The organism is uncultured Halomonas sp. (genome assembly GCF_947501415.1).
In the GTDB taxonomy this organism is placed as follows: domain Bacteria; phylum Pseudomonadota; class Gammaproteobacteria; order Pseudomonadales; family Halomonadaceae; genus Halomonas.
Genome location: NZ_CANMVL010000011.1, coordinates 22,217 through 44,787 on the forward strand (window position 1 = coordinate 22,217; position 22,571 = coordinate 44,787).

General features: G+C 63.9%; 19 protein-coding genes. 6 read left to right on the forward strand and 13 right to left on the reverse strand.

Going from position 1 to position 22,571, the window contains the following annotated elements:
* Positions 1 to 215 precede the first annotated feature (215 nt).
* On the forward strand, positions 216 to 1,448 hold the full coding sequence (locus Q0894_RS08595) for a DUF3422 domain-containing protein (RefSeq protein ID WP_299233811.1): 1,233 nt from the start codon (positions 216 to 218) through the stop codon (positions 1,446 to 1,448).
* 64 nt (positions 1,449 to 1,512) lie between these two features.
* Here Q0894_RS08595 and Q0894_RS08600 read toward each other — a convergent pair whose 3' ends face one another.
* The 8 genes from Q0894_RS08600 to Q0894_RS08635 all read right to left on the reverse strand — a co-directional run bounded on the left by Q0894_RS08600 (position 1,513) and on the right by Q0894_RS08635 (position 9,890).
* Complete coding sequence (locus Q0894_RS08600) at positions 1,513 to 2,271, reverse strand: M15 family metallopeptidase (RefSeq protein ID WP_299233814.1); 759 nt, start codon at positions 2,269 to 2,271, stop codon at positions 1,513 to 1,515.
* A gap of 4 nt (positions 2,272 to 2,275) precedes the next feature.
* Positions 2,276 to 3,553 carry a TRAP transporter large permease gene (locus Q0894_RS08605; RefSeq protein WP_299233816.1) on the reverse strand — a complete coding sequence of 426 codons (1,278 nt, stop codon included), beginning with the start codon at positions 3,551 to 3,553 and terminating at the stop codon, positions 2,276 to 2,278.
* A complete protein-coding gene (locus Q0894_RS08610; RefSeq protein ID WP_299233818.1) occupies positions 3,550 to 4,041 on the reverse strand; it encodes a TRAP transporter small permease subunit in 492 nt (163 codons plus the stop codon). The genes Q0894_RS08605 and Q0894_RS08610 overlap by 4 nt, the downstream gene beginning before the upstream one ends.
* 73 nt (positions 4,042 to 4,114) lie before the next feature.
* Entirely contained in the window at positions 4,115 to 5,167 is a 1,053-nt protein-coding gene (gene dctP / locus Q0894_RS08615; RefSeq protein WP_299233821.1) for a TRAP transporter substrate-binding protein DctP, read from the reverse strand.
* 98 nt (positions 5,168 to 5,265) lie between these two features.
* The gene (torD, locus tag Q0894_RS08620; RefSeq protein WP_299233824.1) at positions 5,266 to 5,982 is read right to left on the reverse strand and encodes a molecular chaperone TorD; all 717 of its coding nucleotides are present in this window, start codon (positions 5,980 to 5,982) and stop codon (positions 5,266 to 5,268) included.
* Positions 5,979 to 8,477, reverse strand: a complete 2,499-nt coding sequence (gene torA, locus Q0894_RS08625) for a trimethylamine-N-oxide reductase TorA (RefSeq protein ID WP_299233827.1) — start codon at positions 8,475 to 8,477, stop codon at positions 5,979 to 5,981. The genes torD and torA overlap by 4 nt, the downstream gene beginning before the upstream one ends.
* 18 nt (positions 8,478 to 8,495) lie before the next feature.
* Positions 8,496 to 9,680, reverse strand: a complete 1,185-nt coding sequence (gene torC, locus Q0894_RS08630; RefSeq protein WP_299233831.1) for a pentaheme c-type cytochrome TorC — start codon at positions 9,678 to 9,680, stop codon at positions 8,496 to 8,498.
* A 27-nt stretch (positions 9,681 to 9,707) separates the two neighbouring features.
* Positions 9,708 to 9,890: a periplasmic nitrate reductase, NapE protein gene (locus Q0894_RS08635; protein ID WP_161424080.1), complete on the reverse strand. Its 183-nt coding sequence runs from the start codon at positions 9,888 to 9,890 to the stop codon at positions 9,708 to 9,710.
* A gap of 475 nt (positions 9,891 to 10,365) precedes the next feature.
* On the opposite strand from Q0894_RS08635, the gene Q0894_RS08640 reads away from it, so the two are divergent.
* Both Q0894_RS08640 and nspC read left to right on the forward strand, forming a co-directional pair.
* Positions 10,366 to 11,565: a saccharopine dehydrogenase family protein gene (locus Q0894_RS08640; RefSeq protein WP_299233846.1), complete on the forward strand. Its 1,200-nt coding sequence runs from the start codon at positions 10,366 to 10,368 to the stop codon at positions 11,563 to 11,565.
* A gap of 3 nt (positions 11,566 to 11,568) precedes the next feature.
* Positions 11,569 to 12,735, forward strand: coding sequence for a carboxynorspermidine decarboxylase (gene nspC / locus Q0894_RS08645; RefSeq protein WP_299233849.1), 1,167 nt, complete (start codon positions 11,569 to 11,571; stop codon positions 12,733 to 12,735).
* Between the two features lie 123 nt (positions 12,736 to 12,858).
* Here the strand turns inward: nspC and gap are convergent, their stop codons facing one another.
* Positions 12,859 to 13,860, reverse strand: a complete 1,002-nt coding sequence (gene gap / locus Q0894_RS08650) for a type I glyceraldehyde-3-phosphate dehydrogenase (protein WP_299233852.1) — start codon at positions 13,858 to 13,860, stop codon at positions 12,859 to 12,861.
* 352 nt (positions 13,861 to 14,212) lie between these two features.
* Between gap and pyk the strand changes: the two genes are divergently transcribed.
* On the forward strand, positions 14,213 to 15,670 hold the full coding sequence (gene pyk / locus Q0894_RS08655) for a pyruvate kinase (RefSeq protein WP_299233855.1): 1,458 nt from the start codon (positions 14,213 to 14,215) through the stop codon (positions 15,668 to 15,670).
* A 3-nt stretch (positions 15,671 to 15,673) separates the two neighbouring features.
* Positions 15,674 to 16,165 carry a methylglyoxal synthase gene (locus Q0894_RS08660; protein ID WP_299233858.1) on the forward strand — a complete coding sequence of 164 codons (492 nt, stop codon included), beginning with the start codon at positions 15,674 to 15,676 and terminating at the stop codon, positions 16,163 to 16,165.
* Between the two features lie 31 nt (positions 16,166 to 16,196).
* Here Q0894_RS08660 and Q0894_RS08665 read toward each other — a convergent pair whose 3' ends face one another.
* Together Q0894_RS08665 and Q0894_RS08670 are read right to left on the reverse strand one after the other, a co-directional pair.
* Entirely contained in the window at positions 16,197 to 16,589 is a 393-nt protein-coding gene (locus tag Q0894_RS08665; protein WP_299233861.1) for a CrcB family protein, read from the reverse strand.
* Positions 16,586 to 16,966 carry a CrcB family protein gene (locus tag Q0894_RS08670; protein ID WP_299233864.1) on the reverse strand — a complete coding sequence of 127 codons (381 nt, stop codon included), beginning with the start codon at positions 16,964 to 16,966 and terminating at the stop codon, positions 16,586 to 16,588. The genes Q0894_RS08665 and Q0894_RS08670 overlap by 4 nt, the downstream gene beginning before the upstream one ends.
* Positions 16,967 to 17,205: 239 nt before the next feature.
* On the opposite strand from Q0894_RS08670, the gene ybiO reads away from it, so the two are divergent.
* On the forward strand, positions 17,206 to 19,578 hold the full coding sequence (gene ybiO, locus Q0894_RS08675; RefSeq protein WP_299233867.1) for a mechanosensitive channel protein: 2,373 nt from the start codon (positions 17,206 to 17,208) through the stop codon (positions 19,576 to 19,578).
* A gap of 333 nt (positions 19,579 to 19,911) precedes the next feature.
* On the opposite strand, the gene Q0894_RS08680 is transcribed toward ybiO, so the two are convergent.
* Positions 19,912 to 21,168, reverse strand: a complete 1,257-nt coding sequence (locus Q0894_RS08680; RefSeq protein WP_299233870.1) for a heme biosynthesis HemY N-terminal domain-containing protein — start codon at positions 21,166 to 21,168, stop codon at positions 19,912 to 19,914.
* Positions 21,165 to 22,565 (reverse strand): uroporphyrinogen-III C-methyltransferase, encoded by a 1,401-nt coding sequence (locus tag Q0894_RS08685; protein ID WP_299233873.1) that lies wholly within the window; start codon positions 22,563 to 22,565, stop codon positions 21,165 to 21,167. Before Q0894_RS08685 ends, Q0894_RS08680 begins: the two co-directional genes overlap by 4 nt.
* Positions 22,566 to 22,571: the final 6 nt, after the last annotated feature.

Here is a 22,571-nt window from a genome sequence, read left to right on the forward strand (position 1 = left end):
ATGCATTTTTCTTATACCCCTCTGTTGGTTGCGAATAGGCGGGCCCGTCTCCCTTCGACCCAGGGCTTGTTGCAGGCCCCCTGTCGAGCTGGCCGACCTCCATCCTGAACACCGTCTTCCATCCTGAACAAGAGAGGCGCGTTGATGCAGCACACTTGGCCCGGGGGAGGCCAGCCTCTAGGCTCGAAGCATTTCCCTCCTTGCCTGGTTCCCACATGCACCCACAACGCGCCCGACTGCATAACGAGCTTCACGCTCGGCCCTCGATCTACTTCGAGGAGCCAGCGCACATTCACCACTACGCCTTCCTCGATGGCGACGGCATTGCCACTGACATCCTCGACCGGATCGCAGAGGCGGTCGGCAGGACCCCCGACTCCGAAGCGGCTCAGGAGATCCTGAATTTCGGTGACCAGACGCTGAAATGGGAGCGCCACACCGAGTTCTTCACCCTCACCCTATTGGTCCCCAAGTCCGCGCGAGGCGAGCCCTGGCCGTCGCCCCCGCCGCTGCTGGCGGAGATCACCGCCGCACACAGCCGTAAGCTCATCAATGCCAGCCTGGTCCTGGTGGAGGCGGAGGCTGACTGGGGTGGCGACCCCAGGGCCTACGGCTTTCGCGACCCTGCCGGTTCCAGCGTGGGGGATGGAGACGCCACCGTATGGAGCGATTTCCGGCTCACGGCGGACGGAGTCAACCGGCTGATGCTGGTCAACCGCGGCCTCAACGCCTTTCGCCTGGGGCGCACGACCCGGCGCCTCCTGGAGATCGAGACATACCGCATGATGGCTTCGCTGGCGCTACCAATGGCCAAGAAGATGAGCCTCGAGCTACGCGACCACGAGCTCGAGCTCGGCAAGCTCTCGGAGCGTAACACCGAGGACGCCGAAGCAAGCTCCCGTCCGCTTCTGGCGGCCATCTCCGAGCTTTCGGCCAGACTTGAGCGCTCGGGTGCCCGATCGCGCCAGCGCTTCAGCGCCACCGAGGCCTATGCGCGGATCGTCTTCAACCGCATCGAAGAGCTACGCGAGGAGCGCCTCGACGACCGCCCCCGACTGGGGACCTTCATCCTGCGACGCTTTCGGCCAACGGTTCACTACTGTGCCGCTATCAATCGGCGCCAGGAGAGTCTCGCGGAGAGTGTTGCACGGCTCAATGACCTGATCAGAACCCGTGCCCAGGTGGAGATAGAAGAGCAGAACTCCGAGATCCTGCAGAGCCTCAACGAACGCACCAACAGTCAGCTGAAGATACAGAAGGCTGTCGAGGGGCTGTCGATCATCGTCATCAGCTACTACCTCTTCAGCCTGTTCAAGCTGGGGCTGCAGAGCCTGAATGCCCTTGGCGTGGTCATAGCACCTGGCGTCGCCGCCGCCATCCTGGGGCCCCTGGGGCTGGGGATCATCGGCTTTCTGGCGTGGAGAATTCAACGCGTCAAGAATCACTGATTCGAAAGACAGAGGTTCGCGGGGGGGGGGGGTTCCAGGCAAGATAACCTCTTCTCCACTCGCCTTACAGCTGCTTGCGCCAGCGACTCTCGACGGTATCCAGCTCGGCGGGCCCGTAGATCGCCTTGTCGTGCTGACCGTAATGGGCCCAGAGCTGGTCGCCGGCATCGAAGTGCCACCACTCGCTGGGCAGGTTGGTGAAACCGGCCTTGCGCATCATCGTGTATAGCAGCCGACGATTGGCGCGCACCCGACGCTGCAGCTCCGTCGGTTTTTCCAGGGTCTCGTAGTAGGCGGTATGCGAGGCCGGTACGGCCTCATCGAAGAGCGTGCCCATATCGAGGGGCAGTCCATCGCCATCGCTCAGGGTGACATCCACCGCCCCTCCGGTCAGATGAGGGCTGGGCGCTGCAGGGTCATCGCTGGGCACCGAGACGAACTCCCGGGTGCGGGTGAGAAGCTCCTCTTCTGCGAGCTCGGGATGACGCCCACGAATCGCTTCCTGCAGAGTATCGAAGAGATACTGCTGAACCCTCCATGGCCGCCAGCCATCCAGGATGATCAGCCCCATGTCCTCCGGCAGGGCTCGCGCCACTTCGAGCAGGCGCCGATACACCCCTTCCCGTACGTAGCACTCATTGATCGCGCCCGGCAGGCCCTGCTTGGCGTACACCGGGAAGACCTTGATCGGTGCCGGTGCCAGGCTGAGCGGGATCAACGGCTCGTCGCTCCCTTCGATGGGTATCCGGCTCAGCACCGGCCAGTCGGGGCCGGGCGCCTCGGGGATCGGTACAGCGGTCAGCCGTGAGAGGGAGTCGGTCATGGGACTATCCAAGCAGCGAGGGAAGCCAGAGCGTGAGCCCGGGGAAGAGGATCAGCAACAGCAACACCAGCACCGCCGTGATCACGAACGGCCAGATGGTGCGAAACAGCGACACGATCTCCAGACGGCTGACCGCGGCCGCGACGAACACGCAGGCCCCCATGGGCGGGGTGATCAGGGCGATGGTGATATTGAGGGTGATGATGATGCCCAGATGCACGGGGTCGATCCCGGCCATCATCGCCACGGGGGAGAAGATCGGCGTCAGCAGCATCAGCGCCGACACCTCTTCCATGAACATGCCGGTCACGAAGGTGATCGCGCTGAGCATCAGCAGGATCACCATCGGCCGGTCGATATAGGGGTCAAGCAGCGCGACGAACTGATTGGGCACCTGGGCATAGGAGAGCAACCAGCTGATGGTGGCCGAGGCGGCCATGATCATGAAGATGGCCGAGGTCAGGCGGGTGGTATCGACGATGGCCTTCCACAGATCGGCCAGGCGGAGCTTCCCCAGCAGCGCGCCACATAGCGCGACATAGAGGACGGTCAGCGCCGCGGACTCCGTGGGGGTGACGAAGCCCAGGACGATCCCCGCCACGATGATAAAGGGAGCGACCAGAGCCGGGAGCGCCCCCACCGCCGTTACCATCAGCTCACCTGCGCCGGGCAGGCCACCACGCTTCTGCAGGCCCACGCGCCAGGCATACAGGGCATTCATGCCCATGAACGCGACCCCCAGCAGCAGACCGGGAATCACGCCGGCAAGGAACAGGTCACCCACCGAGGTGTTGGTCAGCGAGGCGTAGAGGATCATGAAGATGCTCGGTGGGATGATCGGCCCGATCAATGAACTGCCTGCCGTCAACCCGGCCGCGAAGGCCGTGGAGTACCCCTCCTTGCGCATGGGAGGCACCAGCAGCGACCCCAGCGCCGAGGTGTCGGCCACGGCCGACCCGTTGACCCCGGCAAAGAACACGCTCGACACCACGTTGACGTGCCCCATGCCCCCTCTCAGATGGCCGACCAGCAGCTTGGCGAAGGCCATCAGGCGGTCGGTGAGGCGGGTCACGTTCATCAGGTTGCCGGCCAGGATAAACAGCGGAATTGCCATCAGCGAGAAGGCGTTGATGCCGCCGAAGAACTGCTGGGGGAGCATGCGCGGAATCATGCTCGTATCGACGAACAGGAACCCGACCAGCGAGGTGGCCAGCAGCGACACGAAAAGCGGCAGACCCAGCAGCACATGCACCAGGAAGACGGCCAGCATGGTGAGGGTCATGTCGCCTCCTCCGTGGGCTCCCTGAGTGGCGCCGGCCCATACCAGAGGGCCTGCCAGGCCAGCAGGGCGAAGCCCACCGGAAGCGCCATCATCGGCACCGTTCGGCTGACTCCGAGTCCCTGACTGGTGAACATCGAGACCGACAGCGCGTAACGGTAGCTGAAGAGGGCCGCGGCAATCGCGATGCCCAGCGTCAGCAGCCACTGATAGAGGTTCAGCAGTCGACGGAGCGGCATCGGCAGCAGACGCTCGATCAGGGCGACCCGCATATGGCCGCCTTCGATCCAGACGGCACCTGCCGCGAGCAGGACGCTGCCGATGATCAGGTAGCGGGCCAGCTCATCCGTCCAGATGGGGGCGCCACCGGCCAGGTAGCGCATGAAGACGCCGAACAGAATGATGGCCAGGTCCAGCAACAACAACGTGCCGGCCACCGTTAGCGACACACGGCGGCTGATATCCAGCACGCGAGCACTCAAGGATGGCATGAAAGGTTCCGCCATGATCAATGGGGCCGTGCGCAGGGCAGGCCCTGGCGGCTGCCCTGCGCCATGGGGCCGGCTACTCGGTCAGGTGAGTCATGCCGGCATCTTCCAGGGCCATGTCGATGAACCGGGAGTCGATATCACGCTCCTTGAGCCACTCCATGTAGGCCGGCTGCCCCAGCTCACGAAACTCGGCGAGTTCCTCCTCGGACGGCCGAATGACCTCCATGCCCTGCTCCTCGAGATAGGCGATGCGCTCGTCCACCCTGGCCTCGTTGTCGTCACGTGCCAGCTGATTGGCCTCGGCGACCGCCTCCAGGAAGGCCTCTCGCATCTCCTCGTCCCAGCCATCGATCATCGCACCGTTGCCGACCAGAAACTGGTCCGAGTACTGAATGTTGGCCAGGGTCAGGTAGTCCTGCACCTCGTAGAGGCTGCCGAGGATGATATACATCGGCGGGTTCATCTGGCCATCGGCGACCCCCGTGCGCAGCGCCATGTAGACCTCGGTCCAGGGGATTGGGGTACCCGAGGCGCCGAAGGCCTCATAGAGGGCCACCTGGCTGGGGTCCATGGCGCGGAAGCGCAGCCCCTCGAAATCGCTGGGTGACGAGATGGGCCGCTCATCGTTGGTGAAGGCCAAAAAGCCTCCCTCCTCGACCACGGCCAGCAACTCCAGACCGGTGCGCTCACGCAGCGCCTCTTCCACCGCCTGCCAGTACTCCCCCTCGTCGAAGAAAGTGCGTGCCGCCTCGAAGTCATCGAACAGGAACGGGATGGCACTGACGAAGACCTCGGGAACCACGGGCGACATGCCGGCGAAGGAGGCGATATTGAGGCTGGGGGTGTTCATCACCTGCTCCATGCGCTCTTCCTCCTCGCCCAGCATGCTGTTGGGGTAGAGCTTCAGTTCGAGCTCGCCACCGGTCTTCTCTTCGACCAGTTCCTTGAGGTTGGTAGCGAAGACATGGACGGCGTTCTTGTCGGGGTCCGGGGCGCCGTTGTAGCCGATGTTCACGGTGGTGGCGGCCTGCACGCTGCCGGCGAAGGCAATGCCAAGGCCCGCGGCCAGCAGCGACGCCGCCGTCAGGGAGCGAGGGGCGAGGGGGTTACGAAGGAACGGGCTCATGCTGATCTCCAGTGGCTTGTTGTTGATAAAGAGTGCGGGTGAAGACGGCTGGTGAAGCCCCGGCAGCACCGGCATATCAGCAGATTAGGATTGAGCCGTTAACTAATCAAATCCTGCTCGGCCTCTGGAGTGGCTGCTCCCTCCGCCAGGCGATGACAGTAGGCATCGGTCAGGGCCAGCAGCCCCGGATAGAAGTCACTGACGGTCTTTACGGCGGCGCTTCTCGACACCAGCTGCGGCAGCCAACTACACAGCTCATGCTCCAGAAACGCCCCAACATCCTGACGAATCTCCTCTCGTGCGAGGCCCTCCGCCTCGGCCAGCATCTGCAGGCGGCTCGCCAGATAGTCGAGCATCACGGCCAGGTGGTCGGCAGGCTCGGCTACCTCTCTCCTGACCGCATACCCCGCCTCAGCGAGCCGGGCCTCCATTCGCTCCGCCGCCTCACCATGAAAGCCACCTTCGCCGCCTGCGTACAATGAGGCATAAGGGGGCGCACCGCTCCGCGCATCCACCAGAAACAACTCGGTGAAATCGGCCGCCAGCTCCAGGCGGGGAGCCCTGAGCATCACCAACCGTGACAGCGCCTCATCGAGGCGCGCGACCTCATGCGTCATGCCATGGGCGTCACGAAGATAGTCAAAGAATGGGGCCGCCTCTCCGTTGCGGTAGCGCTCCAGCGAGGCGTCATCCAGCTCGGTGCCCAGAACGGTCGCCAGCCAGCGGCACAACAGGCTCTCCGACTCCCAGTCGACTGGCGAGCCGCCGTCAGTCCCCTGGCGGGCGGCAGTCAGCGGCGATGTTGACTCTCTCATATCTCCACCATGGTCGGTCCACCGAAGGCAGTGACCTCGGGCACCTCACCCTCGAAGCGCTCCATCTCCACGATACAGGTGTTGGCGCTCGGTGCCTGAGCCAGCTTGGAGGTACCCAGGTCGAGAGTCAGGGTATTGGGATCGCCGTAGGTATCCAAGGCTCCGATTTCCGGCCCCACCGGCCCATACCAGGCCCCCTCCTGGATGCGTACCACGCCTGGCGGGAAATCACCGGAAACCACCGCTCCCGCCAGCAGCTGCCCGCGATCGTTGAAGACACGCACCAGGTCACCATCCTGGATCCCGCGCTCCGAGGCATCCTGCGGGCTCATGTAGATGGGCTCGCGCCCCTGCACCGCATAGGTGGCCCGCAACTCCTCGGACTCGCACAGCTGGGAATGGAGCCGCTTGTCGGGGTGAACCGACTGCAACCACAAGGGGTAGCGGTCGGAGTTCGGTCCCCCGTGAGAACGCTCGGCCTTCTCCATCCAGGTCGGATAGCCACGACAGTCGTCATAACCATAGCGGGCGATCTTGCGGCTTGAGACCTCGATAAAGCCGGAGGGGGTGCCCAGCGCATTGACCTCGGGAGCCTGGCGGAAATCGGCATGACGCACCCAATTCTCCCCCGGGCCGAAGTCGACATACCCCTCCTTCCAGAACTGCGTGAACTCCGGCATGGACGAGGTCGACTGGTCGCCTCCCGGCGCCGGGCTGAAGGACTTGTTTGCCTCGCGACACTCATCGTAGAGCTTCTTGACCCAGCCCATCTCGTCCAGGCCCTGGCGATACTCCTCATCACGCCCGAAGCGACGACACAGATCGGTGAAGATGTCGAAGTCGCTGCGCGAGTGGAAAAGTGGGTCCACCAGCTTGTGCATGGCCAGCACGCCGCGGTTGGAGTAGGAGCCGTAGATATCGATATCGTTGCGCTCGAACTGCGTACAGGCCGGCAGCACCAGGTCGGAGAAACGACAGGTAGCGTTCCATGAGTAGTCGATGGTGACCACCGTCTCGAGCTTCTGAAACGCCTTCTTCATTCGGTTGCGATCCTGGTGGTGATGCCAGGGGTTGCAGCCGCTGAAGACGCACATGCGGATATCCGGGAAGGTGACCTCGGCACCGTTGTACTGAATGGTCTCTCCCGGATTGAGCAGACAGTCGATCCAGCGTGCCACCGGAATGGTCGAGGCGGCGCCCTGGAAGTCGGTGTTGTCGTGTTCGGGGGTCTTGCCGGCGTCCACATTGCGCGGAAAGGCGCCCGGCGCACTCGCTCCGGATGACGGCACACCGATGGAGCTGTAGTGGTGGCCATAGCTGATGCCACCGCCAGGAAGACCGATCTGCCCCAGCATGGTGGCCAGCACGGCCCCCATCCAGTAGGGCTGCTCACCATGCTGCTGGCGCTGTATGGCCCAGCCGAACAGCAGCTGGGTGCGGTCGGCCGCCAGCAAGCGAGCAAACTCACGGATACGCTCGGCCGGCACACCACAGATTTCCTCGGCCCATTCCGGTGTCTTGGCCACGCCGTCATCGGCGTCACCCTGGACATAGGCGATAAAGTCATCGAAGCCAAGTGCATAGGCGTCGATAAACTCCTGATTGTGGAGCGCCTCGTTGTAGAGGGTATGCGCCATGCCGAGCATAAAGGCGACGTCGGTCATCGGGTTGATATAGAGCTGCTCGCAGCCGAGATAGTTCTGTGTCTTGGTGCGCACCGGATCCACGCTGATGACCCGGATGCTGCCCTCCTCCACTTTGGCCTTGAGCTGCTCCAGATAGGCGTAGGACTCATGGGTCTCGCAGTTCCACCCCACCTGCAGGTTCTTGTAGGGGTCGTTGCCCCACAGCACCACCGTCTTGCTGTTCTCGAGGATCAGCGGCCAGGAGGTGCCCTGGCTGTAGACCTCGGTGGAACCCAGCACGTAGGGAAGAATGACCTGACCAGCCCCGGTGGAGTAGTCGCCCACCTTCTTGACGAAGTGACCATGCATCGCCACTGCCCGCTGCATATGGTTACCGCAGCTGTGCACCTGACCGGTCTGGCGCCAGCCGGTGGCCCCTGCATAGAGCGCCCAGGGACCATACTCGGTCTGGATGCGCTCCAGCTCCTCGTGGAAGAGGTCGAGCGCCGCATCCCAGGTCAAGCGCACGAAACGGTTGTCACCGCGCGTGGTGCGGTCACCGTTGTGGCGATTCTTAAGCCACTCCAGACGCACCATCGGGTAGCGAATGCGCGAGGGGCTGTAGATCAGCCCCTTGATGCCTTTGAGCATCTCGGTGGGGTACTGGTCGGCACCGAAAGGCTTCACCTCGGCCACCTTGCCCCCTTTCACCAAGGCGTTCATTGCGCCCCAGTGGGAGCCGGCGGTCTTCCAGACACCCTGCTCGGTCACCCCGGCAGCGGCAGTGCTGGTGAGTAGCCCAGGGCCGATCAGCGAAGCTGCGGAGCCCGCCATGGCCCCCTTGAGAAAACTTCTACGGCTGATAGTCATGAGAGCTCCTTGGGCGTATCAGTGAGCGCCTTCGACATAGTCGGAAGAGTGCATTTGCAGGTACTTGAGCACCAGCTCCTGGGTGCCTGCGCTCATGTTGGTGAAGCCGACCATGCCGGAGAACATCGCCGGCCAGGTGTTGGCATCGAAATGTTCGGGCGCGGGCTCGGTGTGGCAGACGCTGCAGGCATCACGATAGGTCTGCCCCGCGGTCTCCCAGAGGGCCTCGCGGTTTTCGAGATACACCCCCTTTTCGGCCCATAGCGCCACGTTCACGTTGCCCCAGGGCAGGCCAGTCATTTCATCGACGACATTGGTCTCCTGAACCTCGATAAGCGAGTCATTCTGGGCAACCTCCTTGTCGAGAACGGCACTGCTGATGTTCTGACCAAAGTCAGCATAGAGCACGCGACCGAAGCCCTTCTCCTTGCGCCATGCCGGAATCTCCAGCTTCACGCTGTCGCCCCGGGTCTCGACGATGTTGACCTCGGTGGCCACCTGCAGAACACCGGCACGCTCGGTGAGCTCCGGGTCGGTATACAGGTCCACCGACTTGGCGCTGTAATACTGCTGGCCCTCGTCCAGGCTGACCGAGGTGGCTTCACGCACCAGGCGCGCCAGCATGGGATCCTCGCTGCCCATCTGCTCGGGCAGCTTGTGCGCGATGCCCTTGTGGCAGTCCACGCAGCTCTGATCACGCTCGGCGGCGGGCTTCATAAAGCGACGCGCCTCGTCGGACATCCTGTCCCAGTCCATGCTGTTGTAGTCGTGACAGCTGCGGCACTCCAGGGAGCCGTTGGCCTTGAAACGAGCCCACTCATGTTGGGCCAGCTCAAGACGCTTGGCCTCGAACTTCTCGGGGGTATCGATGGTGCCGAAAATGGCGCCCCACACCTCCTTGCTCGCCTGCATCTTGCGGGCAATCTTGGCGGTCCAGTCATGGGGCACGTGGCAATCGGAGCAGATGGCCCTCACCCCGGTGCGGTTCGACCAGTGCACGGTGCTCTGCAGCTCCTGATAGACGTTGTCCTCCATCTCGTGGCAGCTGATGCAGAACTCCTCGGTGTTGGTGTACTCCATGGCCGTGTTGAAACCGCCCCAGAACACGATGCCGGCGAAGAAGCTGACGATGATGATCACCCCCAGGCTGATATGCACCGGGGGCTTCTTCAGGGTATTCCACAGGGTTGCGATGATCTTCATGTCTCGTCTCTCTCAGTCAGTAGGGCGTCAACCACCATGTCCGGGCGGCCCCAGCACGAAGACCTGCAGCATCCACACCACGAAGCCATAACCTCCCACCACCGCGATGGTAAGCAGCGGCACGACGATCGCCACCACGAAAAGAAAGGCAAGCCACTCTCGCCGCTTGCCGATAGAGCCTGACTCGCTCTCGCTCTTGACCTCTGCCATAACGCCCCCTCACAGGTCAGCCGGCATGATTTCAGCATGCGTCATCACGCATGCATACGTTATTGGTTTAATTAGCACATCAAGGTAGCAGACTGTCTTAAATTTGCCATGATCCTCATCAAGAAGTCGGGGTTTCATATTGTTCCCGTGAGAAAATACTGCAGAGAAGGACACAACAAACTGGTGCATGGGATCAAATGGGGCCGGCACACACCCGCTTCATTGCTCTCGCCCTAACCACCCTTGCGTTCCAAGCCGACTTCCCGTCCGGTGCTCCGCGCCCCGGCCTGAGCTTGACGCCAAAACCACTTGATACCAGCCTCATAGGGCGCCATTATCTGCGCCCTCTCGTCATCCCCTGCCGGGGAGCCGGGCGAGGCCAAGACCGGGGTGGCATCGGGTCGGAGGCGCCGCGGCGCTTCACTACCGATAAGACCCTACCACTGTTGAACTTTCCCGATCTGGATTCGAACCCATGAGCAAAGTCCTGATTATCGGCGCCGGCGGCGTCGGCGGCGTCGTGACCCACAAGTGCGCGCAGCACCCCGAAGTCTTCAGCGAGATCATGCTGGCCAGCCGCAACGAGGCGAAGTGCCAGGCCATCGCCGAGCAGCTGGATCGCCCGATTCAGACCGCTCAGGTGGATGCGGACGATGTCGAGGCACTGGTCGCGCTGATCGAGTCATTCAAGCCCGATGTGCTGATCCACGTGGCCCTGCCCTATCAGGACCTGACCATCATGGAGGCCTGCCTGCGCACCGGCGTGCCCTATCTGGATACCGCCAACTACGAGCACCCCGACGAGGCGAAGTTCGAGTACAAGGAGCAGTGGGCCTTCCAGGAGCGCTACGCCAAGGCCGGTAACATGGCCACCCTGGGCTGCGGCTTCGACCCGGGCATGACCAATATCTACTGCGCCTACGCTCAGAAGAACCTGTTCGACGAGATCCATCGCATCGATATCCTCGATGCCAATGGCGGCGACCATGGCTATCCCTTCGCCACCAACTTCAACCCGGAGATCAATATTCGCGAAATCACCGCGAAGGGTCGCTACTGGGAGAAGGGCGAGTGGAAGGAGACCGCTCCGCTGGCCGAGAAGCGCACCTTCGACTTCGACGGCATCGGCGAGAAGGATATCTACCTCCTCTATCACGAGGAGATGGAATCCCTGTGCCAGAACATCAAGGGACTGGAGCGCATCCGCTTCTGGATGACCTTCTCCGACAAGTACATCACCCACCTCAAGGTGCTCGAGAACGTCGGCATGACCAGCATCGAGCCGATCGAGGTGAACGGCACCGAGATCGCTCCCCTGGAGTTCCTCAAGGCGGTGCTGCCCGACCCGGCATCACTGGGCCCGCGCACCAAGGGCAAGACCAACATCGGCATCATTGCCGACGGCATCAAGGACGGCAAGCGCCGTAAGGTGCATATCTACAACATCTGCGATCACGAGCAGTGCTACGCGGAGGTCAAGTCCCAGGCCATCTCCTACACCACCGGCGTGCCGGCGGTGACCGGCGCCATGCTGATGCTGGAGGGCATCTGGAAGGGTGACGGTGTGTTCAACGTCGAGCAGCTCGACCCGGACCCCTTCATGGCCCGCATCGGCGAGATGGGGCTGCCGTGGCAGGTGGTCGAGCTCGACCCCGACCACGACCCGCTGGCCTGAGCCATGGTGAACGCACGCGAGCAGGGCCTGGACTTCAGCATCCGGGCCTGCCCCTCCCCGGCCTATGTGGTGGACGATGCCCTGCTGCGCCGCAACCTGGAGCGCCTCGGCGAAGTCCAGGCGGCGAGCGGTGCGAAGATTCTGCTGGCGCTGAAGGGCTTCGCCATGTGGGACACCTTCCCGCTGGTACGCCAGTACCTGGTGGGTACCACCTCCAGCGGTCAGGATGAGGCTCGCCTGGGCGCCGAGACCTTCGGTGGCGAGGTGCACTGCTACTCGCCGGCCTTCACCGAGGAGGAGTTGCGGGTGGTGCTGCGCTATGCCGACCACCTCAGCTTCAACTCTCCGGGCCAGTGGCGGCGCTTCCGCGAGATGGTCGCGGCGGCGCCACGCCGGGTCTCCTGTGGGATGCGGGTCAACCCCGAGCACTCCACCGGCGATGTCCCGCTCTACGACCCCTGCGCGCCGGGCTCACGGCTCGGTACCCGAGCGGGGGACCTGACCCCGGCGGACCTCGAGGGCCTCGAGGGGCTGCACTTTCACACCCTGTGTGAACAGAACAGTGACGACCTGGAGACGACCCTGGCGGCCTTCGAGGCGCGATTCGGCCAGTATCTCGGTGACCTAGAGTGGGTCAACTTCGGTGGGGGCCATCATATTACCCGCGACGACTACGACATCGAGCGACTGGTGCGGGTGGTTCGCGGCTTCCGTGAGCGCCACCCGCACCTGACGGTCTACCTGGAGCCGGGCGAGGCCATCGCGCTGAACACCGGTTACCTGATCTGCACGGTGCTGGATATCGTCGACAACGATGGCCCCATCGCCATCCTCGACACCTCCGCCACCGCGCATATGCCCGATGTGCTGGAGATGCCCTACCGCCCCGAGATCATCGGCGGCGGCAAGCCGGGCGAGAAGGCCCACACCTACCGCCTGGGTGGCCAGACCTGCCTGGCCGGCGATATCGTCGGCGAGTACAGCTTCGATGCGCCACTCGCCATCGGCGACCGCCTGGTGTTCACCGACATGGCGCACTACACCATGGTCAAGACCACCACCTTCAATGGCATTCGCCTGCCCTCGATCTGTCGGATCGATGAAACCAGTCGCGAGGTACGCACGGTGAGGACCTTCGGCTACGTGGACTACATGCAGCGATTGAGCTGATCATCCACCGAGCCCGCCCCCAGCGAGAGGCGCCTTCCTTCGAGAGACGCCCACCTTCGAGAGACGCCCCCTTCTGGGGGCGTCTTGCGTTTCCTCCGCCTGCCGGGTGCCGACTCACGCCGCTCAATCGGCGGCGTGCATCGCCAGGGCGGTATCCAGCATGCGGTTGGAGAAGCCCCACTCGTTGTCATACCAGGCCATCACCTTGACCAGGCGACCATTCACCCGGGTGTGATTGGCGTCGAAGGTCGAGGAGTGGGCGTCGTGGTTGAAGTCGATGGAGACCAGCGGCTGGGCATTGACCGCCAGCACCGGTGAGGCCTCGGCCGCACTGGCCACGATCTCGTTGATCTCTTCCTTGGTAGTTTCGCGCCCGGCGGTGAAGGTCAGGTCCACCAGCGAGACGTTGATCACCGGCACGCGCACGGCCAGGCCATCGAACTTGCCGGCGAGCTCCGGCAGTACCAAGCCGACCGCAGCGGCGGCGCCCGTCTTGGTGGGAATCATGGAGTGGGTCGCGCTTCGCGCCCGGTAGGGGTCACTGTGATAGACGTCGGAGAGGTTCTGGTCGTTGGTGTAGGCGTGCACCGTGGTCATCAGGCCGTTCTCGATACCCACCGCATCGTTGAGCGCCTTGGCCACCGGGGCCAGGCAGTTGGTAGTGCAGGAGGCATTGGAGACCACGCGATGCTCGGCGCTGAGTACCGCCTCGTTGACCCCATAGACCACGGTGGCATCGGCGTCGGGACTCGGCGCAGAGATCAATACCCGCTCGGCGCCGGCCTCGAGATGTCTGGCGGCGTCGGCGCGCTTGGTGAACAGGCCGGTGCACTCCATCACCAGGTCCACCTCCAGGTTCTTCCAGGGCAAGCGTGCAGGATCACGTTCCGAGAGGATCGCGACCCGGTCGCCGTCGACGCTCATGCTCTGCTCGTCATGCTCGACCTTGAAGGGGAAGTGGCCATGCACGGTGTCATGGCGCAACAGATGGGCATTGAGGGAGGGGTCGCCCAGATCGTTGATGGCCACCACCTGAATGTGGTCGCGATAGCCGTTCTCGTAGAGAGCGCGCAGCACATTGCGGCCGATACGGCCGAACCCGTTGATGGCAATCTTGAGCATCATTTCCTCTCTCCTCTCCAGTGGCATCTTGCGGGGGGATATGGTCGAACCTGCTGGCGAGAGTCCCGTGTTGTAAGCAAACGAGGCTATGCCCTGCGGCTCGCGTCATGCCTCTCAATGTGACGCAAACTGATCAGGGACTCAATAGAAATTAAGTAAGTTTACAACATTTGTAAAATTTGAGATCGCTCAACCCTTATCAAAAAAAGCCAAAAATCCCTCCAACTTGCTGAAAATAAAATTTAAACACCAAAGAATGCGGCCATTCCCGAGCTTCCCCCAGGTGTAGTAAAGATACTGATAAGCGGCTAACCTTGTAGTCTGACTACCAGCCATGCCACTGGAGGCCCGTCCAATGTCGACACAGCCCATCCACCACCCCATTCGCCGCACCAAGATCGTCGCCACCCTGGGTCCCGCCAGCGACCGCGAGGGCGTGCTCGAGGCCATGATCGCGGCCGGTGTCGACGTGGTGCGCCTCAACTTCTCCCATGGCACTGCCGCCGATCACCGCCGCCGCCTGGAGCGAGTCCGCGAGATCGCCGCTCGCCTGGGCAGAAGCGTCGCCGCCCTGGGCGATCTGCAGGGACCGAAGATCCGCATCGCCCGCTTCCGTGATGGCGCGGTGGAGCTCGCCGAAGGGGCGCCTTTCGTGCTCGACATGGCCCTGGACGGCGATGCGGGGAATGAGGATCGCGTGGGCTGCGACTACAAGCAGCTGATCGAGGATGTGGTGGCGGGCGACCGCCTGCTGCTCGATGATGGCCGGCTGGTGCTGGACGTCACCGCCGTGGCGGGCCAGGAGATCCATACCACGGTGACGGTGGGCGGCAGGCTCTCCAACAACAAGGGCATCAACAAGCTGGGCGGCGGACTCTCGGCGCCGGCGCTGACCGACAAGGACAGGGCGGACCTCGCCACCGCCGTCGACATCGGCGTGGACTACCTGGCGGTCTCGTTTCCGCGGCATGCCGCCGACATGGCCGAGGCCCGCGACCTGCTGGGCGAGGCCGGCAAGGAGATCGGCCTGGTGGCCAAGCTCGAGCGCGCCGAGGCGGTGACCGACGAGGCGACGCTGGACGGCATCATCCAGGCCTGCGAGGCGGTGATGGTGGCGCGTGGCGATCTCGGCGTGGAGATCGGTGACGAGAAGCTGATCGGCACCCAGAAGCGCATCATCAAGCGAGCCCGCAGCCTGAACCGGGCGGTGATCACTGCCACCCAGATGATGGAGTCGATGATCGAGTCGCCCCTGCCCACCCGCGCCGAGGTATTCGACGTCGCCAACGCCGTGCTCGATGGCACCGATGCGGTGATGCTCTCCGCCGAGACCGCCGCAGGCGACTTCCCGGTGGAGACCATCGAGGCGATGGACCGGGTCTGCCTGGGCGCCGAGCGCGAGCGAATCGCCCAGGAGTCGGGCCACCGCATCCACGAGGGCTTCTCCCGGGTCGACGAGACCATCGCGCTCTCCGCCATGTACGCCGCCAACCACCTCTCCGGGGTGGCCGCCATCGCCTGCATGACCTCGACCGGCTATACGCCGCTGATCGCCTCGCGCATCCGCTCCGGGCTGCCGATCATCGGCCTGGCCCACAGCGCCATCGCCCAGCGGCGCATGGCGCTCTATCGCGGCGTGGTGTCGCTGCCCTTCGACACCAGCGAGATGACGGCCGAGGAGCTCAACGACCGCGCCCTGGCGCTGCTGGTGGAGAAGGGCATCGCCGAGCCGGGGGATCATGTGATGCTGATGCGGGGCGATGAGATGAATGCCCACGGCGGCACCAATACGCTGAAGATTCTGGGGGTATAGGCCATGAACCATCCACGCCCCAATCGCAACGTCAAGCGCACCCTGCCGGCACGCAAGCGTATCGCCCTGATCGCCCACGACGGCAAGAAGGCCGAGCTGCTGGAGTGGGCCGAGCGCTGGCGTGAGACATTGGCTGACCATGAACTGATCGGTACCGGCACCACGGCCAGCCGGGTATCGAAGGCGCTCGAGCTGTCGATTCGGGGGCTGATGAGTGGCCCACTTGGCGGTGACCAGCAGATCGGTGCACTGATCACCGAACAGAAGCTCGATCTGCTGGTCTTCTTCTGGGACCCCTTCTCGCCCCAGCCCCACGACCCCGACGTCAAGGCACTGCTGCGCCTGGCCGCGCTATGGAACGTCCCGGTGGCCTGCAACGCCGCCAGCGCCGACTTTATGATCAGCTCGCCATGGCTCGACCAGGACTACACGATGAACATTCCCGACGCCGGCGCCTGGGTCTCGGGCCGGATGCCCCCTCAGGACGATCAGTGAAGCCCCCACACTGAAGGGCTGTCGAATCCCGCTACTCCAGCAGCGTTACCAGTCGGCCTCCACCAAGATGGCCGATCCAGGCAGCCCCCAGCCACCCCACGAGACTCAGCGCTATATAAGTCAGAGCCATCATCAGATGTCCCTGGCTCAGCATGGTCAGGGTCTCCAGGCCGAACAGCGAGAAGGTGGTAAAGCCACCGCAGAAGCCGGCGATTAGAAAGGGCTGCCAGCGTGCCACCCATCCATAAGGGCGGGCCGCGGCGTAGGCGGCAAGCAAGGCGATCATGCCGGAGCCCGCCAGGTTCACAAGCAGTGTCACCCAGGGAAAGCCGGGGGCTGCCAGCCATACGCCGAGCTGAAAGCGCGCCAGGCTACCCAGCCCACTGCCCAGGCCGACGGCCGCATAGGCACGCCAGGCGCTCATGCCAGACCTCCCGCAAGCCAGGCACCCAGCGCCAGGGCGGCAAGCCCCGCGGCCAGGGTCGCCATCATGTAGCCCATGGCCGCGATGTTGCGCTCCTGCTGCCATAACGACAGCGTCTGCAGGCTGAGAGATGACACCGTGGTATAGCCGCCCAGCAGCCCCGTACCCAGCAGTGCCCAGGCCCCGGAGGGCGCCCCCTCGGCAGGGAAGCCAAGCCAGCCGGCCAGCAGTCCCATGGCCAGGGCACCGCTAACGTTCACCACCAGGGTACCCCAGGGAAAGCCCAGGCCCAGCCACCTCCCCGCGGCATCGCCGATGGCGAGCCGCAGCATGCCACCCAGGGCCCCACCGACCAGCACCGACATCGCTTCCAGCATGCCTGGCTATCTCCGAAGAACAAAAAATGCCACCCGAAGGTGGCGAACGAGTATCGCATGCTGCGGTACCGACAGCAGAACTGCCGTCTCGACAAATGTGGCACACATCAACTCATACGTACAACAGCTGTACATGAAAGCCATGCACGGCGCCGGACTCGTGGCCTTACGCGAAAGTCCGTATCATGGCTATCCTGAGACAATTTACCGCCCACACGCCAAGAGATGGAGGTCACAGCGTGAACCCCAAGCGAGCCCTACCCCTGATGCTCGGCTGGCTGTTACTGGCACTGCTGGTGCTGGCAACTCCCGCCCTGGCACAGCAGGCGAGCGGTAGCAGTGAGCCACCCGCCTACTCGACCCTGGCCGACCTGCTTGAAAACCAGGAGACCCGACAGGAGCTGATCGACCAACTACGCGGCATGGCCGGTGACGTGGCCAAATCGGACCCCGGTGAAGCCGCCAGCGCCGCCCCCTCGTTGCCACGCCAGCTGGCAGAGCTGACCAGCCGTGTCGCCACTGATATCGGCACTCAGCTCGAGGCCATCGCCTCGGCCATTGGCGGCATGTTCGCGAGCGACCTGGAGAGCACCTTCGACATGGGGGCCTTTACCAGTGCCGCCATCAACCTGGGTCTGGTGATCCTGGCGACCTTCGTGCTGTTCACCGTCGTCCGACGCCTGGCCAGGCCGCTATTCACCGGAATCAGCCAGTGGTCGCTGAACGGCCGCGGCCTAACCCCGATCCTGCGCCTGATCATCTGCGTGGCACTGGCCGCCGTGGTCGATGTGCTGATCGTGTCTCTCGCGTATCTGGGCGGCAACCTGATCGCCACCTTCGCCATCGGCCAGTCCGGCGAGCTCACCACCCAAGCATCGCTGTTCCTCAACGCCTTCCTGGTGATCGAGCTGCTCAAGGCCGGGGTGCGCATGCTGTTTGCCTCGCGCTACGACGGCCTGCGTCTGCTGCCCATCTCCTCCGAGGAGGCTTCCTACTGGAATCGCTGGATCGCTCGTCTGATCGGCCTGGTCGGCTACGGTCTGATGGTCGTGGTACCGCTGGTTACTGCCTATCTGGCACCGGCGGTAGGCAAGGGCCTGGGCACCCTGATCATGGTCGGTGCCTTTCTGTATGCCGTGGTGGTGGTGCTCAAGAATCGCAAGCGCCTGCGTAATGCCCTCAATGCCAAGGCCCACCAGACCACCATGGCCGCCAGCCGTGTATCGCTGCAGCTGTTCGCGCGCACCTGGCACCTCTTTGCCCTGGCCTACTTCGTCATGGTGCTGGTGCTGACCCTGACACGCCCCGAAGATGCCCTGCCCTTTGTGCTCTTCGCCACTCTGAAGACCATCGGCGCCGTGGTGGTGGGCCTGCTGCTCTCCAGCTTCCTGACCCAGACCATCGGTCGTCGCATCCGCCTCTCCGATGACCTGCGTCGCAAGCTGCCGCTGCTCGAGCCACGCCTCAACAGCTATGTGCCCAATGCCCTGCGGGTGATCCGCACCATCATCGTGGTGCTTGTCATCATGGTGGTGCTCAATGCCTGGGGTGCCTTCGACCTTGCCGCCTGGTATGCCTCTGAGATGGGCCGCAACCTGGTCGGCAAACTGGTCAGCGTGGCGACGATCCTGATCATCGCGATCATGGTGTGGCTGGCTCTGGCGAGCCTGATCGAGCACAAGCTCAACCCCGATGCCGGTGGCGGCATGCCCTCGGCGCGCGCCCAAACGCTGCTTTCGCTGTTCCGCAACGCCCTGGCCATCGCCCTGGTGACCATGACCGCGATGATCGTGCTGGCCGAGATCGGTATCAATATCGGCCCGCTGATCGCCGGTGCCGGGGTACTGGGCCTGGCCATCGGTTTCGGTGCCCAGAAGCTGGTGCAGGACATCATCACCGGCATCTTCATCCAGGTGGAAAACGCCATGAACACCGGTGACGTGGTCACGGTGGGCGGCATCACCGGTACCGCCGAGAAGCTCAACATCCGCTCGGTGGGCATCCGCGACCTCTCTGGCACCTACCATCTGGTGCCCTTCTCGAGCGTGGATACCGTCTCCAACTACATGCGTGGCTTCGGCAACCACGTCGGCGAATACGGCATCGCCTATCGTGAGAATATCGACACCGCCATCGAGCAGCTGCAGCTCGCCTTCGAGGACCTCAAGGCCAGCGACGAGCACGGCCGCAAGCTGCTGGCTCCCCTCGATGTCGCCGGCGTCATCGCTCTGGCCGACAGCTCGGTGAATATCCGGGTGATCATCAAGACCACCCCCGGCGATCAGTGGGCCGTGGGCCGCGCCTACAACCGTCTAGTCAAGCTGCGTTTCGACGAAGCCGGTATCGAGATTCCCTTCCCGCATACCACGCTCTACTTCGGGCAGGACAAGACCGGCTCCGCACCGCCCGCCAACGTGCGCGTCATGCAGCAGGACTTCACCATCGACGGGAGTCCGGCCGGGCAGCCCAGGGCCGATGACACGGCCACCGACGACCGATTCATCCCTGACCGGAAAAGCGCCACCTCGGCGAGCGAGCGCATCAATCCGCGTCATGAACAGGTGGACCCCGAGAACAGGAAACCCAGCGGCGGCGATGTCGATGAGCCCTGAACTCGATACGATAGTCCACATGTAGCACGGCAGCGGGGCCGCCTTCGGGCGGCCCCGCTTTTTTCGACTCTTGGGCAGACTGACGTAAAGCGCTTTCACTGGGTGAGGGCGTTCGACTCTGCATCACAACTGATGGCCGCAGCCCCTCGCGGCAATCGCTCGGGATCAGACAACGTCACCCAGGTCCCGATCGGCACCACTCACTCGTGGCCTAGGCCCTCTGCAAGGCAGCGTCACACTGTTGGCGAATAGCCCTTTCGGTGCCTGTCGACAGCCCCAGATACACGAAGGGGGCGCCTAAGCGCCCCCTTCCATCATGCAGAAGACCAGCCGTCAGGAGGCCTTCTTCTTCTGCTTCTCGTCGAGCACATCCTTGTCCTCGCTGGGCTGGGGCAGCGAGGGAAGCGACTTGTCGAGCAGCTCGACGCTCTGGCGATAGTAGAGCTGGCTCTTCTGGTGCTCGCCCAGGTTGGCGAAGAGCCGTGCCAGTTCGGCACACACCACACCGCTCGGCCGCTGGCGCTGACTCGCCTCGAAATACTCCTGAGCCTTGCCCCAGTAGGCGTTGCGCAACGCCAGCCGCCCCAGGGTCAGCAGCAGGTCGGGATCGTTGGGCCGCGCCTTCAACCACTGCTCGGCGGTGACCAGCTGGCGGGACGCATCCACATCGAGCAGGCCATAGCGAAGAACCAGACGGCTGTCCCAGTTCTCCTTGAGAGAGTGACGCAGCAGGCGCTCGGCGATGGGCTCCTGGCCGCCGTGCACCAGCGCCTCGGTATAGAGCACGATCAGCTCGACGTCACCACGCAGATGGTCGGGCATATCCGCCCACAGGCTGCGCACCGTCTCGATGTCGCTACCCTCGCGGGCTTCACGCACGATCAGCTCACGATAGGCACGCCGTTCGAGCTGGTCGCGCTCCTCGGGAGAGATCAGCCGCTGAGCACCCAGGCGCGGCATCAGGCGACGCACCCCATCCCAGTCACTGACGCTGAGATACGCCTGCTTGAGCTGCTTGAGCACCTGAGGGTGGTTGGGTAGCTGACGGTCGAGCCGGGTAAGGATGGCCAGCGCCTCCTCATACTGCTGACGGTCGAGCAGCAGTTGGGCCTGCACCAGCCCCACGGCAGTGTCGGCGCCCTCGGTGCTGAGATGAGCGCGCTTGAGCAGGGTATCGGCCTGCTCGAAGCGTCCCTGATAATGGGCCGCCAGTGCCGCGGAGAGATAGTTCACCAGCGGCGTGCTGGAGTCGTCCGCCGACTTGACCAGCGACTTCTCGGCCTTCTTCCAGCGGCCCTCGGCCAGCGCCACAAGACCGCGCACGGTGCGCTTCATGGCGGAACGATGGCGCGAACGGCTGTTCCAGACCTTGAAACGTGAAACCGGGCGCGACAGGCGCATCAGCAGGCGTAGCGCGAAGTGGAGCACCAGGAAAGCCGCCAGCAGGAGCACCAGCCCGAACCAGAATGAGGTCTGGAAGGAGGTATCCCCCACCCGGACCAGCCAGTAGCCGGGCACCGACATCATCAATTGTCCGAATAGTGCACCAATGGCCAGGCCTATGACGATGATCAGTATCAGCTTTCTCATGCCTCATCTCCCTGGCGCGACTCGAAGCGGCGCTCGATGAAGGTGGCCAGAGCCTGCTGGGAACCGCTGATGTCGGGCAGCTCGGGACGAACCGCCTTGCCCTTCAACTCACGCAGACGCGCGAGCACCGACTGCACACCGCTGTCGTCGGTATCGTAGTAGCCTTCGATCAGGGTGATGGCCTTGTCCAGGCTGGCCTCGAAAAGCGTCTCGTCTTCCTTGAGCAGGGCCAGCTGGGCCTGCTCGATCACCAGGCGTACGCTCTGACGCAGGTAGGACTCCTGCTCCGGCGAGATCAGCGCCTCCAGGGCCTCATCATGCTTGCGCACGGTGACCAGGCTCTTCAGCTCCTGACCAAAGCTCGACAGCTGCTGCTGCCAGGAGCCCGTCGGCGCCTCCTCCATGCTGGAGCTGGCGGTGATCTCATCGATGTCCTGGGAGAGCGGACGCCCGGCAATCTGCTCCTGCTGGGCATTGAGCGTCAGCCACAGCCCGGTGCGGTCCACCTGGGGTACAGCCTCCAGGCCGGAGAGCTCATTGGCGATCTCGCGACGCACCGGCACCAGCGCCGGGTTGTCGGCCTCTTTGAGGCGCGCGTCGGCGGTGCGCAGCAGCGCAGCTGCACCCTGAACATCACGCTCCAGCTGGAGGCGCTGATTGGCCAGACGCAGCAGATAGGCCGCCTCGGCATGCAGCCAGTCACGCTCGTCGGTCTGCTGCTCGCTGGAGAGCTCGGCCAACACGCGGTCGAGGGTCTCGTTGACCTCGCCTTGGTAGTCTGAGAACTTGCCCTCGAGCGACGATACGGCCTCCTCGAGGCTGGCCTGGCGCTCGCTTTCGGCCTCTTCGAAGCGCGACTGCAGCTGGTTCAGGTCACCGGTGGTAGCGGCCTGGCTGGTCCGGGACTCCAGCTCGGCGAGGCGCGCCTGCTGGGCATCCAGCTTCTGCCAGGCCTGCCAGCCGAACAGCACGGCGGCGATGGCCAGCAGGATCACCAGCACGATCGCTACCACGCCGGCCTTACCCCCCTTGCCCTTGCCGTCACCACTGCCAGTAGCGTTGGGCGTACCGCCCTTGGCGCCGCCTCCGCCGGACTGAGGCTTGCCGGTCCTGGTGGAGGGTGTCTCATTCTTGCCGGCGGCAGGCTTGCGATCGGCCGGCTTGCTGCCCGACGCGCCTTCCGAGGCCTGACCGGAAGTGGGCGACTCGACGGACGCCTGACTTGCGGTGGGCTTGGCGGCCTCGCCCCTGGCACCGCCAGCCTGATTCGACTTGTCATGCCGGCGGGAGCGGCGCTTGCCGGAGCCATTGCTCCTGCTGGCCTCGTCACTCGAGGTCGCCGACTGTGCGCCGTCGGACGCCTTCTGTTCTTCCTGCTCGTGTGGTTGCTTGCTCATCTTGTC

Excerpts from the sequence above, each read along its gene's own strand:
- Q0894_RS08660 (WP_299233858.1), top strand. The coding sequence starts at position 15,674 with ATGAACCATCCACGCCCCAATCGCAACGTCAAGCGCACCCTGCCGGCA.
- torD (WP_299233824.1), bottom strand. The coding sequence starts at position 5,982 with ATGAGAGAGTCAACATCGCCGCTGACTGCCGCCCGCCAGGGGACTGAC.
- dctP (WP_299233821.1), bottom strand. The coding sequence starts at position 5,167 with ATGAGCCCGTTCCTTCGTAACCCCCTCGCCCCTCGCTCCCTGACGGCG.
- pyk (WP_299233855.1), top strand. The coding sequence starts at position 14,213 with ATGTCGACACAGCCCATCCACCACCCCATTCGCCGCACCAAGATCGTC.
- nspC (WP_299233849.1), top strand. The coding sequence starts at position 11,569 with ATGGTGAACGCACGCGAGCAGGGCCTGGACTTCAGCATCCGGGCCTGC.
- Q0894_RS08595 (WP_299233811.1), top strand. The coding sequence starts at position 216 with ATGCACCCACAACGCGCCCGACTGCATAACGAGCTTCACGCTCGGCCC.
- Q0894_RS08670 (WP_299233864.1), bottom strand. The coding sequence starts at position 16,966 with ATGCTGGAAGCGATGTCGGTGCTGGTCGGTGGGGCCCTGGGTGGCATG.
- Q0894_RS08610 (WP_299233818.1), bottom strand. The coding sequence starts at position 4,041 with ATGCCATCCTTGAGTGCTCGCGTGCTGGATATCAGCCGCCGTGTGTCG.
- Q0894_RS08640 (WP_299233846.1), top strand. The coding sequence starts at position 10,366 with ATGAGCAAAGTCCTGATTATCGGCGCCGGCGGCGTCGGCGGCGTCGTG.
- Q0894_RS08665 (WP_299233861.1), bottom strand. The coding sequence starts at position 16,589 with ATGAGCGCCTGGCGTGCCTATGCGGCCGTCGGCCTGGGCAGTGGGCTG.
- torA (WP_299233827.1), bottom strand. The coding sequence starts at position 8,477 with ATGACTATCAGCCGTAGAAGTTTTCTCAAGGGGGCCATGGCGGGCTCC.
- Q0894_RS08635 (WP_161424080.1), bottom strand. The coding sequence starts at position 9,890 with ATGGCAGAGGTCAAGAGCGAGAGCGAGTCAGGCTCTATCGGCAAGCGG.
- Q0894_RS08685 (WP_299233873.1), bottom strand. The coding sequence starts at position 22,565 with ATGAGCAAGCAACCACACGAGCAGGAAGAACAGAAGGCGTCCGACGGC.
- gap (WP_299233852.1), bottom strand. The coding sequence starts at position 13,860 with ATGATGCTCAAGATTGCCATCAACGGGTTCGGCCGTATCGGCCGCAAT.
- Q0894_RS08680 (WP_299233870.1), bottom strand. The coding sequence starts at position 21,168 with ATGAGAAAGCTGATACTGATCATCGTCATAGGCCTGGCCATTGGTGCA.
- Q0894_RS08600 (WP_299233814.1), bottom strand. The coding sequence starts at position 2,271 with ATGACCGACTCCCTCTCACGGCTGACCGCTGTACCGATCCCCGAGGCG.
- Q0894_RS08605 (WP_299233816.1), bottom strand. The coding sequence starts at position 3,553 with ATGACCCTCACCATGCTGGCCGTCTTCCTGGTGCATGTGCTGCTGGGT.
- torC (WP_299233831.1), bottom strand. The coding sequence starts at position 9,680 with ATGAAGATCATCGCAACCCTGTGGAATACCCTGAAGAAGCCCCCGGTG.